This window comes from Achromobacter sp. ACM04 (assembly GCF_014851465.1).
GTDB lineage: Bacteria > Pseudomonadota > Gammaproteobacteria > Burkholderiales > Burkholderiaceae_B > Achromobacter > Achromobacter aegrifaciens.
This window is the reverse complement of the sequence record NZ_JACUZS010000002.1, coordinates 610370-623877: the sequence shown is the minus strand read 5'-3', so window position 1 is coordinate 623877 and position 13508 is coordinate 610370. Positions and strand designations below refer to the sequence as shown.

General features: G+C 66.1%; 13 protein-coding genes. 9 read left to right on the top strand and 4 right to left on the bottom strand.

Annotated features, from left to right (window positions below; translation table 11 throughout):
• Positions 1-109: 109 nt before the first annotated feature.
• From IB259_RS13720 to IB259_RS13710, 3 genes are read left to right on the top strand one after another with little or no spacing between them, the layout of a single operon-like run.
• Positions 110-1570, top strand: a complete 1461-nt coding sequence (locus tag IB259_RS13720) for an efflux transporter outer membrane subunit (RefSeq protein WP_192329307.1) — start codon at positions 110-112, stop codon at positions 1568-1570.
• On the top strand, positions 1567-3129 hold the full coding sequence (locus tag IB259_RS13715; protein ID WP_225596853.1) for an MFS transporter: 1563 nt from the start codon (positions 1567-1569) through the stop codon (positions 3127-3129). Before IB259_RS13720 ends, IB259_RS13715 begins: the two co-directional genes overlap by 4 nt.
• Before the next feature lie 6 nt (positions 3130-3135).
• A complete protein-coding gene (locus tag IB259_RS13710) occupies positions 3136-4170 on the top strand; it encodes an HlyD family secretion protein (RefSeq protein WP_054451860.1) in 1035 nt (344 codons plus the stop codon).
• Positions 4171-4194: 24 nt separating this feature from the next.
• On the opposite strand, the gene IB259_RS13705 is transcribed toward IB259_RS13710, so the two are convergent.
• A complete protein-coding gene (locus IB259_RS13705; protein WP_192329305.1) occupies positions 4195-5802 on the bottom strand; it encodes a winged helix-turn-helix domain-containing tetratricopeptide repeat protein in 1608 nt (535 codons plus the stop codon).
• 179 nt (positions 5803-5981) lie between these two features.
• Here IB259_RS13705 and IB259_RS13700 point away from each other — a divergent pair, with 179 nt between their 5' ends.
• Together IB259_RS13700 and IB259_RS13695 are read left to right on the top strand one after the other, a co-directional pair.
• Entirely contained in the window at positions 5982-6731 is a 750-nt protein-coding gene (locus IB259_RS13700) for an SDR family oxidoreductase (RefSeq protein ID WP_054451858.1), read from the top strand.
• Between the two features lie 92 nt (positions 6732-6823).
• Positions 6824-7744 carry a LysR family transcriptional regulator gene (locus IB259_RS13695; RefSeq protein ID WP_158598585.1) on the top strand — a complete coding sequence of 307 codons (921 nt, stop codon included), beginning with the start codon at positions 6824-6826 and terminating at the stop codon, positions 7742-7744.
• Here IB259_RS13695 and IB259_RS13690 read toward each other — a convergent pair.
• Genes IB259_RS13690 through IB259_RS13685 form a run of 3 tightly spaced genes read right to left on the bottom strand, consistent with a single transcriptional unit; the run spans position 7731 to position 10079 of the window.
• Positions 7731-9443 (bottom strand): cytochrome c biogenesis protein CcdA, encoded by a 1713-nt coding sequence (locus IB259_RS13690; RefSeq protein WP_192329303.1) that lies wholly within the window; start codon positions 9441-9443, stop codon positions 7731-7733. The two genes, IB259_RS13695 and IB259_RS13690, sit on opposite strands and share 14 nt — an antisense overlap.
• A 39-nt stretch (positions 9444-9482) precedes the next feature.
• A complete protein-coding gene (locus tag IB259_RS31095; protein ID WP_255423697.1) occupies positions 9483-9614 on the bottom strand; it encodes a hypothetical protein in 132 nt (43 codons plus the stop codon).
• A gap of 12 nt (positions 9615-9626) precedes the next feature.
• Positions 9627-10079, bottom strand: a complete 453-nt coding sequence (locus tag IB259_RS13685; RefSeq protein WP_054451855.1) for an Ohr family peroxiredoxin — start codon at positions 10077-10079, stop codon at positions 9627-9629.
• Positions 10080-10268: 189 nt separating this feature from the next.
• Between IB259_RS13685 and IB259_RS13680 the strand changes: the two genes are divergently transcribed.
• From IB259_RS13680 to IB259_RS13665, 4 genes are all read left to right on the top strand, one after another.
• Positions 10269-10733: a MarR family winged helix-turn-helix transcriptional regulator gene (locus IB259_RS13680; RefSeq protein ID WP_054451854.1), complete on the top strand. Its 465-nt coding sequence runs from the start codon at positions 10269-10271 to the stop codon at positions 10731-10733.
• 6 nt (positions 10734-10739) lie between these two features.
• Positions 10740-11648, top strand: coding sequence for a LysR family transcriptional regulator (locus IB259_RS13675; RefSeq protein WP_054451853.1), 909 nt, complete (start codon positions 10740-10742; stop codon positions 11646-11648).
• Positions 11649-11728: 80 nt separating this feature from the next.
• Positions 11729-12409: a DsbA family protein gene (locus IB259_RS13670; RefSeq protein ID WP_225596852.1), complete on the top strand. Its 681-nt coding sequence runs from the start codon at positions 11729-11731 to the stop codon at positions 12407-12409.
• An 85-nt stretch (positions 12410-12494) separates the two neighbouring features.
• Positions 12495-13508, top strand: coding sequence for a cyclase family protein (locus IB259_RS13665; RefSeq protein ID WP_192329299.1), 1014 nt, complete (start codon positions 12495-12497; stop codon positions 13506-13508).

Genomic DNA, 13508 nt, shown 5'->3' with positions numbered 1-13508 from the left:
CTCAATGGAAATCCAAGGTGTACGCGAAGCGTTCCCGTAAGGGGCTGAGCATACTGGCCTCGTCGCTTGTCCCGACGAATGCGTTGCTCACCTACAAGGAACTGCCGTGATGTTGACACCGATCCGTTCGCCGCTATGGCGTTGCGCCAGCGCGGCGTTGTGCGCCGCGATGCTGGCGGGCTGCGCGGTCGGGCCCGACTTCGTCCGGCCGGCCGATGGACTGGCCGAGGTGGATCTCGCGCCGAGGCAGGAGCCTGCCGGCCACGCGCGGCTGTCCGACGCCGAGGTGCCGGTGCAATGGTGGCTGCTGTTCGAAGATCCCGTGCTTGCCCGGCTTCAGGCCCAGGCCGCCGCCGGCAACCTCGATCTGCAGATGGCCGCCGCGCGCATCGAACAAAGCCGGGCGCAGTTGGGGATCGCCTCGTCGGAACTCTTGCCCGGCTTGGACGCGGGCGCCAGTTATGCGCGCGAAGCGCTCAGCGAGAACGGCAAGTTCGTCGCGTTGGGCGCGTCCAGCACCCCCGACGACTTCTGGCGGCTGGGGTTCAACGCCAGGTGGGAGATAGACCTGTGGGGCCGCGCCCGGCGCCTGCGCGAAGGCGCCGAGGCTTCCCTGGAAGCCACCGTGTACGACCGCGAGGCCGCAAAGGTGGCGTTGGCGGCCGAGGTGGCCCGCGCATACCTGCAACTGCGCGGCACCCAGGCCCAGCTCGACATCGCCCGGCAGAACCTGGCGGTCGCCGAGCGGGTTCTGGGCTTGACGCAGAGCCGGGAACGCAATGGCGTGGCCACCCGTTTCGAAACCGCCACGGCCCGCGCGCAGCTGGCGACGGTGCGGGCCTTGTTGCCTGAGCTGAACAAGCGCCGCAACGCGCTGCTGAATGCGTTGGCGCTGCTACTGGGTGAGCGGCCGCGCGCATTGGACGAAACGTTGCGCGGCACGATGCCGCTGCCCACCTTGCCCGCCAGCGTGCCAGTCGGCGTGTCTTCGCAGCTGGCGCACAGGCGGCCTGACATCCAGCGCGCCGAGGCCCGGCTCCATGCCGCCACGGCGGCGATAGGAGTGGCCAAGGCCGACTTCTATCCGCGCATCGCCCTGGTCGGCCAACTTGGAGTGGAAGCGTTCGATGGCAGCGACCTGGCCAGCTGGGACTCCCGTTTTTTCTCGATCGGCCCGACGGTCTACCTGCCCATTTTCCAGGGCGGCAGGCTGGTGCAGCGCCTGGCGCTCAACGAAGCGCGGCAGAAGGCGGCGGCGCTGGCCTACAGGCAGACGGTCCTGCAGGCCTGGCATGAGGTGGACAATGCACTGGATGCCTGGGCCGAGCAGCAACGCGAACACGATGAACTGCTGGTGTCGTATGAGCAGAACCAGCAGGCGCTGCGGGCCGCCGAGCGCGGCTATGAACAGGGGGCGTCCGACTATCTCACCGTGCTCACCGCGCAGCGCAACCTGCTTGCCAGCCAGACCCGTCTGAACGCCAGCGCCACCGACGGCACGCTTACGGTGGTCAATCTGTACAAGTCGCTGGGCGGCGGCTGGAATTCGCAAGAGCAGGCCACGCCATGAGCGCTACGCCATCCGCTCAAGCGGCGCACGGTCAGCCCAAGCCTTCGATGCGCGCCATGGCCGGACTTCTGGGCATCTTTCTCGCGGCCATGATGGCTGGCTTGAACAACCGTGTCGGCGTATTGGCGCTGGCGGACTTGCGCGGCGCGCTGGGCGCCGGCTTTGACGGGGGTTCCTGGCTCACGACGGCATACAGTGCGGGAGAACTGATTGCCATGCCGTTCGCGGCGTGGTTCGCCATCACGCTGTCGGTGCGCCGCTTCGAACTCTGGATGCTGGGCACGTGCACGACGCTGGCCTTGGTCCTGCCTGCTGTCCAGGACCTGCATCTGCTGCTGGCCCTGCGATTCCTGCAGGGTCTCGCCAGCGGCACCACGATTCCCCTGTTGATGATGGCGGCGCTGAAGTTCCTGCCGCCGCCCACCAGGCTGTACGGCCTGGCGTTGTATGCGATGACCGCCACTTTTGCCCCCAATCTCTCCATCTGGCTGGCCGGCCTGTGGACCGACGCGCTCTTCGACTGGCGTTGGGTGTATTGGCAGATCATCCCTCTGGCCGTGATCGCCGCGGCGCTGGTCGGCTGGGGGCTGCACCGCGAGCCTGTGGACGCAGGGCGCTTTCGTCAGGCCAATTGGTTCGGCATGGCTTGCGGCGTGCCGGCGTTCGGATTGATCGCCGTCGCGCTGGACCAGGGCGTCCGGCTGGACTGGTTCAACTCGCCCCTGGTCACATTTGCGCTGGCAGCGGGCGTGATTCTTTTGGTCGTCTATCTGCTGACGGAGTGGTACCACCCCATGCCGTTCATCAAGCTGCAGGTTCTGGGTCGCCGGAATCTGGTGTTGGGCTTCACGCTGTTCGTTTTCCTGCTGGTGGTGCTGTTGTCCGGCTCATTGCTGCCGGCCGGTTATCTGGCGCCGATCCAGGACTACAGACCCGCGCAAATGGCATCCATCGGGCTGATCGTGGCGCTGCCGCAGTTGGTCCTGGGCTTTGCGGTGGCGTTGCTGCTGTATCGGAAATGGGTGGATGCGCGGATGGTGTTTTCGGCGGGGCTGGTCCTGATCGCGTTCGCCTGCCTGGCAGGCGCGCAGTTGACGGTCACGTGGAACCGCGAGCAGTTCGTGCTGGCACAGGCATTGCAAGCCATGGGGCAGCCCATGGCCGTGGTGTCCATGCTGTTCCTGATCACCAGCGTGGTGCAACCGCACGAAGGGCCTTATGTCTCGGGGGCAATCAATACGCTGCGCGCGCTGGGCTCGGTGCTGGGCGCTGCCGTGGTCGGGCAGCTGTTGACCGTGCGCGGCCGCTTCCATGCGGAAATGCTGCTGGGCCAGGCGGCGCTGGTCGGCAACTACGTCCCGGACAGCCTGGAACCCGGGCAGCTCATGCGCATCGTCAGCCAGCAGTCGCTGGTGCTGTCGATCGCCGATGCCTACCGCGTATTGGGTGTCCTGGCGTTGCTGCTGATTCCCATCGTGTTGAGGCTGAACTACATCCCCCCTCCCGATTTGCGCCCGGTCTCGCGTCCTTCCACAGTTCCATCTTCCATTCAGGGATAGTCCATCATGGCATTACCGAAGAAAGCAAAGATCACGACCACGGCGCTGCTGCTCATGCTGCTGATCGGCGGCGGCCTGTATCTCAACCGTTCCGAATCCCGGGCATCCACCCAGTCCACCGACGACGCCTACGTGCACGCGGATTTCACGATGGTGGCGCCGCAGGTCGCGGGCCGGATCGACAAGGTGCTGGTCGAGGACAACCAGCCCGTCAGGCAGGGGCAACTGCTCGCCACCGTGGACGACCGTGATTTCGTCGCCGCCGCCAATGCCGCCCGGGCCCAGGCGGCCAGCGCCCAGGCCAGCGTCGCCGGCCTGCAAGCCCGGCTGGTCCAGCAGGAGTCCTCCATCCGCCAGGCGCAGGCGGCGGTGGCGGTGGACGAGGCCGCGCTGAAGCTGGCCCGTGCCAACCAGACGCGCTATCGGAACCTGGCGACGGACGGCTCGGGAACCGTCCAGGCGCGCCAGCAAGCCGAAATGCAGGCCAGCGTTCAACAGGCCAGCCTGGAAAAGGCCCAGGCCAGCCTGCTGGCTGCCCGCCAGCAGGTGGATGTCCTGCAGGCGGACCTGGAAAAGGCCCGCGCCGCCTTCGCCCAGGCGCAGGCGGTGCAGGCCGCGGAGGAACTCAAGTTGTCGTACACCCGCATCACCGCGCCCGTGGACGGCACCGTGGGGCAGAAATCGGTGCGTGTCGGCGCCTTCGTCACTGTCGGCAAGCCTTTGCTCGCGATAGTCCCGCTGGACGCTGTCTATGTGTCGGCAAACTTCCGGGAAACGCAGCTGGCGCGCGTGCGGCCGGGCCAGGCGGTGGCTATCGAGGTCGATGCGCTGGCGGGCGAGGTGCTGGCGGGAACGGTGGAAAGCCTGGGGCCCGCCAGCGGCGTGAGCTATTCCGCAGTCGCGCCGCACAATGCCACCGGCAACTTCACCAAGATCGTCCAGCGGCTGCCGGTGCGGATTCGCATCAATGCGGATCAGCCTGCAGCCGCCAATCTGAAGGTGGGCATGTCGGTCACGCCAGAAATCCTGGTCGATGACTGATGGAATCGAGGGGGACGGCCGCCGCTATTGCGGCAGGCCCGCCGCGCGCAGGCCTTCCGTCAACGTTGCGAGATGCTGCGGCGCGCAGATGGGCACCCATTCCGCAAGCGTGGACAGACGCAGGCTGGGATTGAGCTGCCGCAGGTTCTGCAGCCCGCGTTGCGCGTCCGTCGTCCGTCCGGCCAACGCGTGGCTGGCCGCGCCTATCGCGACCGCCATCTGGAAGCTCGGCAGGTTCTGGTAGGCCTTCTCCGCCCATGACGCCGCCGCGTCAAAATCCTTCAGGAAGAGATGCGCGGTGGCCATGCCTGCCTGCATGCGGTAGAGCTCCGGGTCACGGGGACTGAGCCGCATCGCATGCTTCAAGAACTCCACGGCGTCCTCGACTTCTCCCCGCCAAAGCCTGAGGAACGCACCCAGGAACCACGCCGCGGCCAGATTCGGATTGAGGCTGAGCGCCTTGTCGAGCAGCGCGATGGCGCCCGAGGTGTCCCCGCCCAGCTGGCCCAGCGCGTGGCCGCCCCGAGTCAGCGCAACCGCGTCGTCCGGCCCCAGGTCGACGGCCTTGCGACCCAGGCGTATACCCTCCGCGGTCTCCTTCCCGACATCCGTCATCCAGTTGTTGACCCTGCGCCAGCAGTGGCACCACGCCGCCATTGCATACGCCGACGCGTAATCCGGATCGGTCGCGATAGCGGTATGGAAGAGTTGCAGCGCCTGGTCGACGGATTCGCGGGTGCCCTGGTGCAGTTTGGTCATGCCGCGCAGATAGTAGTCGTAGGCGTCCAGGTTGCCGGTAGGCTTGCGCTGGGCGCGGTCGATCTCGGCCCGCTCCAGCTGCGGCGCGATGGCGCCCACCACGCTTTCGGTGATCTGGTCCTGCAGTTCGAAGATGTCCCCCAGCACGCCCTCGAAGCGGCCCGCCCAGTGCAGTATTCCCGTGGTCGCGTCGATCAGTTGCGCCGAGGTGCGCACGCGGTTTGCCGACTTGCGCCAGCTGCCTTCCAGCACATAGCGCACCCCCAGTTCGCGGCCCACCTGTTTGGCGTCCACGCCGTGCCCCTTGTACGCGAAGCTCGAGTTCCTGGCGACGACGAAAAGCCAGCGGTATTGGGACAAGGCCGAGATGATGTCCTCGATCACGCCGTCCGACAGATAGTCCTGTTCCGGGTCGCCGCTGAGATTGACGAACGGCAGCACGGCGATGGAGGGCTTGGCGAGAACCGCCGGCGCGGAAACGGAAACTTCAGCAGGCGTGGCGTGCATTACCGGCTGGCTCGCGGAGGCGGAAGCCGTCGGAAGGCTTGCGGCCTGCGGCGCTTGTTCGCTTGTCACTGCCGCGACGAAGCGAAAGCCCTTGCGGGCGACGGTCCGAATCACGCGCTGTTGTTGCCCGTCGTCGCCCACAGCCTTGCGCACCGCGTTGATGTGGGTGGCCAAGGTCGACTCCGACACGATCCGGCCTTGCCACACGGCGTTGACCAGGTCGTCGCGGCTGACGACGCGGTCGCGGTGCTCCATCAGGTACGCGAGTACGTCGAAAACCTTGGGCGCCGTGGCAACGGCGCTGGACGCGCGCAGCAGCTCGCGCCGGTCCAGGTCCAGCACGCAGTTGTCAAAAGAGAATTGCATTCCGTACTCCTTGTGCCGTTCTTGTGCGCCTGGCTTCAGGTCAGTCGGCTGGACGAATGCGCAAGCCAAATCCAAGGGAAAAACAAGGCGGCCGCAAAGCCTTCCGCCCGGGTGCTAAGCATACTGCAAGCACCCGGTCGGGATGTGCGACGGGACGGCAATCAAGCAAGGAGCGGAACATGAAAATCGTGGTTATCGGCGGTACCGGCCTGATCGGGTCGAATGTGGTGCAACGGCTGCGCGCAAACGGTCATGAAACCGTTGCGGCATCGCCCAGGACGGGCGTGGACACCTTGACCGGCGCGGGATTGGCCGAGGCCCTGGCCGGGGCGCAGGCAGTGCTGGACGTGTCCAATTCTCCGTCGTTCGAGGATCAGGCAGTGATGGCGTTCTTCGAAACCGCTGGGCGCAATCTGTTGGCGGCGGCAACCCGGGCTGGCGTGGAACATTACCTGGCGCTATCCGTGGTCGGCGCTGAGCGATTGCCGGACAGCGGCTACATGCGCGCCAAGGTGGCCCAGGAAAAGCTGATCCGGGAATCGAAGATTCCCTACACCATCCTGCGCGCAACCCAGTTCTTCCAGTTCGTAGAGGGCATCGTGAGCGCGGGTGCGCAAAATGGCATGATCCGGCTGTCTCCCGCCCTGATCCAGCCCATCGCGGCCGACGACGTATCGGCGGTGCTGGCCGACCTGGCCGTCGCGACTCCGGTCAATGGCACGGTCGAAGTGGGAGGGCCGGACCGCTTTCCACTTGACGAGCTGGGCCGCAAGTTCCTGGCCGCGCGCGGCGATGCCCGCACCGTTGTTGCCGACGTGCATGCGCGCTACTACGGCAGCGAGCTGGACGACCGTTCGCTGGTCGCGGGCGCGCATGCGCACATCGGACCGACGCGCTTCCAGAATTGGCTCACTCGCCCCGCAGCATGACAGCAGCTGCAAAGAGCTGCGGCGCAAGGCAGGCGGGATCGAACCGGGGAAGCGCGTCGGGCTGTTCGAATCAAGGGCCGCCGAGGACGCTCATGGAAAATCGCGGAATATCCCTGCAGGACATTCTCATCTTCGTGGAAGTGGTCAAGCACGGCGGATTCACATCCGCCGCTGCGATGCTGGACATGCCTGTTTCCACGGTGTCCAGGCGGCTGTCGATACTGGAGAGCCAGCTGGGCGCTCAGCTATTGGTACGCACGACGCGCAAGGTGTCCACCACGACGGCCGGTGTCCGCTACTTCGAGGAATGCGTCGGCCACGTCGAGGCCGCGCTCAATGCGCACGAGGTCATTCAATCGTATGTCGGCCGACCCGAAGGAACGCTGCGCGTTTCGATTCCTTCCAGTCTCACTGCATTGCTGCCTATCCTGGTCGCGGCGATGCGCCGGGATTATCCGAAGGTCAGGCTCGACATCGTGGTGGGGGGAGGGGAAACGGGGCACAATCCGATGCCTTTTGAATTGTCGATCCGGGGCGGTCCTCAGCGCGATTCTTTGCTTATCCAGCGTCCGGTGCTGGAGCTCAGGCGCGTCCTGATCGCATCGCGCGCCTACCTGAACGCCGCGGGGCGCCCCAGGGACCCGGCGGATTTGCACAACCATGAGTTGCTTGTGGTCGCGACCGAGACGGACTGGGAACTGCGCCGAAACGGCGAGAGTTGCCGCATTCCGGTTTCATCGACGGTGGTGACCGAGAGCGCCTTGCTCAATGTGCAGCTGGCGATGGCAGGCGCGGGCATCGCATGGATGCCGTGTGATCTGCTGCTGGACCACAGGGGGACGCGGCGCACGCTGGAGCGTGTGTTGCCGGAGTGGGAACTGCCTCCCACGACCCTGTATGCGCTCTCTCAGACGCGCGTGGTCTCCGCGCGCGCCCAGGCGTTCCTGGACACGTTCAAGGGGCTGCTGCAGGGCGTTCCGAAGCAACCCCAGATCGCCATCAGCCGAAAGTAAAGGCGTAGGCTTCAACGCCGGGCTCCAGGAACTCGATCTGGAAGACGCGGTCGCGGTCCGGCGTCTGTTGCCGCACGAGCTGATAAAGCTTGTGCCCCTCGATGACGCCCTCTCCCTGCTCATTGATGTCGGCCCCGTGATCCGCCAGCGGCGGCCGGCCGTCCAGCGTGACGCGGAATCGCACCGGCCGGCCGTCCGCCGCAGGGCCCAGCACCATGTGCAGGTCGCGCGCATGAAAGCGCTGGATGACGCGGCCGTTGGCGCCTGTGGCCACCGCAAGTTCGGGCTCCAGCCGCCATGATCCGGCCAGCGTCCATTGGTTGGCGCCCAGTTCGCCCGCGGGCTGGTAGACCGCGTCCTTATGCTGCCTGATCGGCGTGCCGCCCGGCGCGTAGCTCGTGGCCTTGCCATAGCCCAGGTAGCTTTCGCCCGAACGCAGCGTCGACCACTGCGGCGGCGCTTCCACGCCGCGCGCCGCGGGCCGGGCGGCATCGGCGTCGGGCAGCGTCCGGCCCGCTTCCGCAAGCAGGCGCTGGATCATGCGTTCCGTCTGCTGGTAATCGTGCTCGCCCGCGACCGTGTACCGCACGCGGCCCTGGCCATCGAGCAGATAGAAGGCGGGCCAGGACTGATTGCGGAACGCTCGCCAAATCCGGAACCCGTTGTCCAGGGCGACGGGGTACTGAATGCCCAGGTCCGCGACCGCCCGGCGCACATTGGAGGCGCTCTTCTCGAATGCGAATTCAGGCGAATGCACGCCTATCACTTCCAACCCGGCATCCTTGTACTTGTCGTGCCAGGCCTTCAGATAGGGGAGCGTGCGCAGGCAGTTGATGCAGGAATAGGTCCAGAAGTCGACCAGCACGATCTTGCCATCGAGATCGGCGGCGCCCAACGGTCCGGAATTCAGCCAGCCGTTGGCATCCTGCAGGGATGCCAGCGGACCGTTCGCGGCTGCGAACGTCTTGGCCGGATTGTTCGGGCGTAGCTGTTCGACCAATTGCTGCTCCAGCCGCGCTGCGCCCGAGGCAGAGGCGCTGGAGAGAAGCGCCGGGTTCCATCCGAGCGCGGACACGGCAACTGCGGCCATGACGGCGGCGCCGGCCACCCTGCGCAGGCCTTGGGCCGCAGGCAGGAAGCGGTGCAACGTCGCGGCCATGCCGCGTCCGAGCCAGAGCGCCGCGGCCAGCGCCACCGCCGCGCCGCAGGCGAATGACAGCAGCAGCAAGGAAGTCTGGATGTTCGCGCCGTTGAGCGCCGCGCTGGTAAGCAGCAGTCCCAGGATGGGGCCGGCGCACGGCGCCCATAGCAGGCCGGTACCCAGGCCCAGCCCGATGGAAAGCAGCCCGGCCGCGCGCGGCGAGCCGGGAGCCGCGCCTGCCAGGCGATTGCCCAGCGCAACCAGCGGCCGGCTCATCCAGTCGCCCACGGCGGGCAGCAGCAGCGCAAGTCCGAAGAGCGCCAACAGTGCCATCGCGGCGTAGCGCGCGCCCTCATTGAGCGTCACGACCCAGGCGCCGCCGAACGCCGCCAGGCTGGCGACCGCCGCGAATGCGACGGCCATGCTCGCGAGCAGCGGCAAGGCATGGGTCCGGAATGAACCTGATCCGCGTGCGAACACGAAGGGCAGGATGGGCAGGATGCAGGGGCTCACGATGGTGAGAACGCCGCCAAGAAAAGCTACAAGAATGATCAGCATGGGTAGGCACCGCGACGCAAGGAGAGAGGGGAGCGAGAGTCAGGACTCGCGCTTTTGCCGGCGCGCGCCGCTGTCGTTGCGCGCCGTGATGGTCTGGCAGCTCAGCGGGTTGCGCAGCTCATGCGCCAGCCCGCCGGCAAACAGGATGAGTACGAGCAGGAGCTTGCGCATGTCGGTTCCCCTTCAGGCCGCATGGACGTTGAGGGTCACATCGATGTTGCCCCGCGTGGCTTTCGAGTACGGGCAGATTTCATCGGCCGCGTGGGCAATCTGCTCGGCCAGCGCCTGGTCCAGTCCGGGCAGGAACACGTTGAAGCGGGCTTGGAGCAGGTAGGCGCTGCCCGCCATGCCCAGATCCACTTCCACGTCCACCGCGCGATCGTTCGGCAGTTGCACCTTCATCTGTTTGGCAATGACGTCCAGCGCACTGGTGTAGCAGGCGGACCAGGCGCCCGCGAAAAGCTGCTCGGCGGTCGGATGCGGCTGGATGTCTTCGAAAGCCTGGACCAGGCCCGGGTTGTTGGGAGTCGAAAGACGGATATCGAGCCGTTCCTCGCCGCCCTGCGAGACATAGTTGCGAGAGAGGGTCGTATGGGTCTTGCCGGTCAAAAGGACTTTCTGGATACGGGCGGGCATGGGGAACTTCCTTGTCAGTTGGAATTTAAATCGGATTCGATTAAATCGAATGCGATTGAAGCGCATGGTAAGAAGCGCGAGTCCCGGCGTCAAGAGGCTGAAGCGAGGAAATTCGTATCAAATCGTTTACGACTGCATCGCATGCGATGTAAAGTGGCGCCATCAGGCAGACCAGATACCGAGGTGCACATGAAGCCCAAGACCCCAAACGATCCATCCCAGAGAAAGCTGGCGGAATTCCTCTGTTTCGCGGTTTATTCGACCAACCTGGCGTTCGGCCGCGTGTACCGCCCCATCCTCGACGCGCTCGGGCTCACCTACACGCAGTACGTGACGATGATTGCCCTCTTCGAAGAGGACGATCAGACGGTCGGCAGCCTGGGCGAAAAGCTCTTTCTTGAATCCAACACCCTCACGCCGATACTCAAGAAGCTCGAAGGCATGGGCTATCTGGAACGCGTGCGCGACTCGGTGGACGAGCGGCTGGTCCGGGTGCGCGTGACCGACGAAGGGCGGCGCTTGCGCGAGAAGACCGCAAGCATCAACCTGAGCGATGCTTGCGGTCTCACGGGCGATCAGTTCGCGGCGTTGAGGGAGCAGGTTGTCGCGCTGCGCGACAACCTGGTCGAGGCGGCGCGGCCGGACGGCGGTTGAACGCAGGTGGACACCTTCAACTACATGCGCGCCTTCCGGCGCATCGTCGAACTGGGCAGCCTGGCCAAGGCGGCCGAGGCGCTGGATATGTCGTCCGCCGGGCTCAGCAAGCAGTTGCGGGCGCTGGAAGCCCACCTGGGGGCCGTGCTCATCCAGCGGACCACCCGCAAGATGAGCCTGACCGACACGGGCGCGGCCTATTACGCCGAATGCTGCCGGCTGCTGGACGAACTGGACGCCCTGGAAAAATCCGTCAGGCGCGAGTCCCGCCTGGTGTCGGGGCGGCTGCGCGTGAACGCGCCGGTCTCGTTTGCCTTGAGCGTGCTGACGCCGCTGCTGGCGCGCTTTCTGCGCCAATATCCGGAACTGCGCCTGGACCTGGCGATGGAAGACCGGCTGGTCGATGCGGTGGGACAGGGCTTTGACGTGTCCATACGGCTGCGCGCGCAACTGGACGATTCTTCGCTGATTGCGCGCCGGCTGGCGTCGCTGACGCAGGTGCTGTGCGCGGCGCCGTCCTACCTCGACAGCCGCGGCACTCCGGAAAGCGTGGACGCGCTGCGCGGGCATGACATCCTCAGCTATACCTTGGCCGAAAGCCCTGGCGCGGTTGCGGACGAGGATGCAGGCCAGCAGGCGGATCCGTTGGCCGGACCCGCGCTGGTGCAGGTCAACAACAGCCTGATGCTGCGGGACCTGCTGGAAGAGGGGCTGGGCATAGGCGCCTTGCCGTCGTTCCTGGCCGCGCCCGCCATCGCCAGCGGCAGGCTGGTGCGCGTTTTACCCCAACAGCCCGCCGCGCCTCGCCATGTCTACGCGGTCTATCCGACCAGCCGCCACTTGCAGCCCAAGGTCAAGGCCTTTGTGGATTTCATGGCGGACCATCTGCCGGCGGCCATGCGCGGCGATTGTTGACGCGCAGCGAATAAAGTCCTGCCGGCGGACCCCTTATTCTCGCGCCGGCCCGTCCTTAAGCTGGCGTCCATTGAAACGAGATGGACGCCATCATGACTTCGACCTCCAATTACGCACCCGCCGCGCCGCTGACCGTGGACTTCTTCCATGACGTGGTTTGCGGCTGGTGCTATGTCATGTCTCCCCGCCTGCGCCAGGTCGCGGCCGAATTGGGCATTGCCGTGCGCCAGCGCAGCTTCGTGCTGCAGGAATCGCCTGAACAGATGTGCCAGGTGTTCGGCTCGATGCCGCGCGCCAAGCAGGTGATCCTGGGCCATTGGGAAGCCTGCGCCCGCCATGAGGACCAACCCCGCATCGACGTCGAGGGCATGCGCGCCGAATCATTCGATTACCCCAGCGGGATGGCCGGCGCGCTGGCTTGCCAGGCCGCGCATCTGCTGGCCGGCAACGCGGGCCATTGGGACATGTTCGACGCGATTCAGCATGCCCACCTGAGCGAGCACCGTAATGTCGGCGATCACGCCGTGCTGTTGGACATCGCAGCAGGGCTGGGCCATGACCGGGCCGAATTCGCCGCCCTCATGCAGGGCGACGAAGCCCTGCTACGCGTGCAGGCCGATCGCGCCGCCGCCGCGCGGCTGGCCATCGACTCCATACCCACGTTGATAGCCGGGCCGCACCGGGCCCGTCTGCACACCATGTCCACGGCCGATCTGCGGGACAGGCTGCGGGCGCTGATGCCCGCCGCGGTCGAGGCCTGATCGCCGGGTATCGGCGCGTCGCCCACGTCTTCCTTCTTTCCATTTTTCCGTCCGCGGGACGGAAGCCAAACGCACAAGGTGCATCATGACTACCCGTTACACCCAAAAATTGCTCGGCCTGGCGCTGGGCGCCGCCCTCAGCTTCAACGTGCTCGCGCACGGCGCGCCCGCCCGGGCGCCGGCCTCCGGACAGGAGGTGGGCATCAGCCCCTGGGGACCGGACGATGAGATCGGCCGCCTCAACCTGATCACGCCCGAATCGCGCGCCGCGGTAATGTCGCGCGTGGCTGGCGGCAAGGTCTATGACCTGGCCACGGAATACTACGTGGGCATGCCCAGTTGGCAGGACGCGGGCGATCCGCACTACCAGTTCTGGATGACGCACACGCCGCGCGGCACCGAAGTCGACGATCCCATGGGCATGGGCCGCGACATGAACGCCATGCGCAGCTACACCGGCACGGCGTTCTCGATGTACAGCCACACCGGCACGCATATCGATGCGCTCAACCACTTCGGCATCCATGGCAAGATCTGGAACGGCTTCCGGGCCGACGAGCATCTGGGCGACCGCGGCTGGAAGCGCACGGGCATCGAGAAATTCCCGCCGCTGGTGGCGCGTGGCGTGCTGATCGACGTGGCCGCGCTCAAGGGCGTGGAGATGCTTCCCGATCAGTACCGCATTACCCGGCAGGACCTGAAAGCCGCGCTGGCGCGCCAGAAGACCGAGCTGCGCGAAGGCGACATCGTCCTGATCCGCACTGGCCGCATGAAGCTGTACAACGATCCGGCGGCCTACATGGCCAAGCCGCCGGGCATGGGCCTGGACGCGGCGCGTTATCTGGTCGAGGAGGGCGGCGCCATGATTCTGGGGGCGGACAACCTCAGTTTCGAGACCTTCCCTTCAGAGGTGTCCGACGACTATGTGCCGTTGCATACCTATCTGCTGGCGCAGAAGGGCGTGCCCATCATCGAGCTGGCGGCGCTGGACGAGCTGTCGCGCGACCAGGTCTATGAATTCGCCTTCATCGGCGGGCCGCTGAAGATCCGCGGCGGCGATGCGGCGCCGCTGCGTCCGGTGGCGATGCCGCTGCGCTGA

Bases quoted from the DNA above. Each gene is read 5' to 3' on its own strand.
- IB259_RS13665 (WP_192329299.1), top strand. From the start codon at position 12,495: ATGACTACCCGTTACACCCAAAAATTGCTCGGCCTGGCGCTGGGCGCC.
- IB259_RS13700 (WP_054451858.1), top strand. From the start codon at position 5,982: ATGAAAATCGTGGTTATCGGCGGTACCGGCCTGATCGGGTCGAATGTG.
- IB259_RS13680 (WP_054451854.1), top strand. From the start codon at position 10,269: ATGAAGCCCAAGACCCCAAACGATCCATCCCAGAGAAAGCTGGCGGAA.
- IB259_RS13710 (WP_054451860.1), top strand. From the start codon at position 3,136: ATGGCATTACCGAAGAAAGCAAAGATCACGACCACGGCGCTGCTGCTC.
- IB259_RS13670 (WP_225596852.1), top strand. From the start codon at position 11,729: ATGGACGCCATCATGACTTCGACCTCCAATTACGCACCCGCCGCGCCG.
- IB259_RS13705 (WP_192329305.1), bottom strand. From the start codon at position 5,802: ATGCAATTCTCTTTTGACAACTGCGTGCTGGACCTGGACCGGCGCGAG.
- IB259_RS13690 (WP_192329303.1), bottom strand. From the start codon at position 9,443: ATGCTGATCATTCTTGTAGCTTTTCTTGGCGGCGTTCTCACCATCGTG.
- IB259_RS13715 (WP_225596853.1), top strand. From the start codon at position 1,567: ATGAGCGCTACGCCATCCGCTCAAGCGGCGCACGGTCAGCCCAAGCCT.
- IB259_RS31095 (WP_255423697.1), bottom strand. From the start codon at position 9,614: ATGCGCAAGCTCCTGCTCGTACTCATCCTGTTTGCCGGCGGGCTGGCG.
- IB259_RS13695 (WP_158598585.1), top strand. From the start codon at position 6,824: ATGGAAAATCGCGGAATATCCCTGCAGGACATTCTCATCTTCGTGGAA.
- IB259_RS13720 (WP_192329307.1), top strand. From the start codon at position 110: ATGTTGACACCGATCCGTTCGCCGCTATGGCGTTGCGCCAGCGCGGCG.
- IB259_RS13685 (WP_054451855.1), bottom strand. From the start codon at position 10,079: ATGCCCGCCCGTATCCAGAAAGTCCTTTTGACCGGCAAGACCCATACG.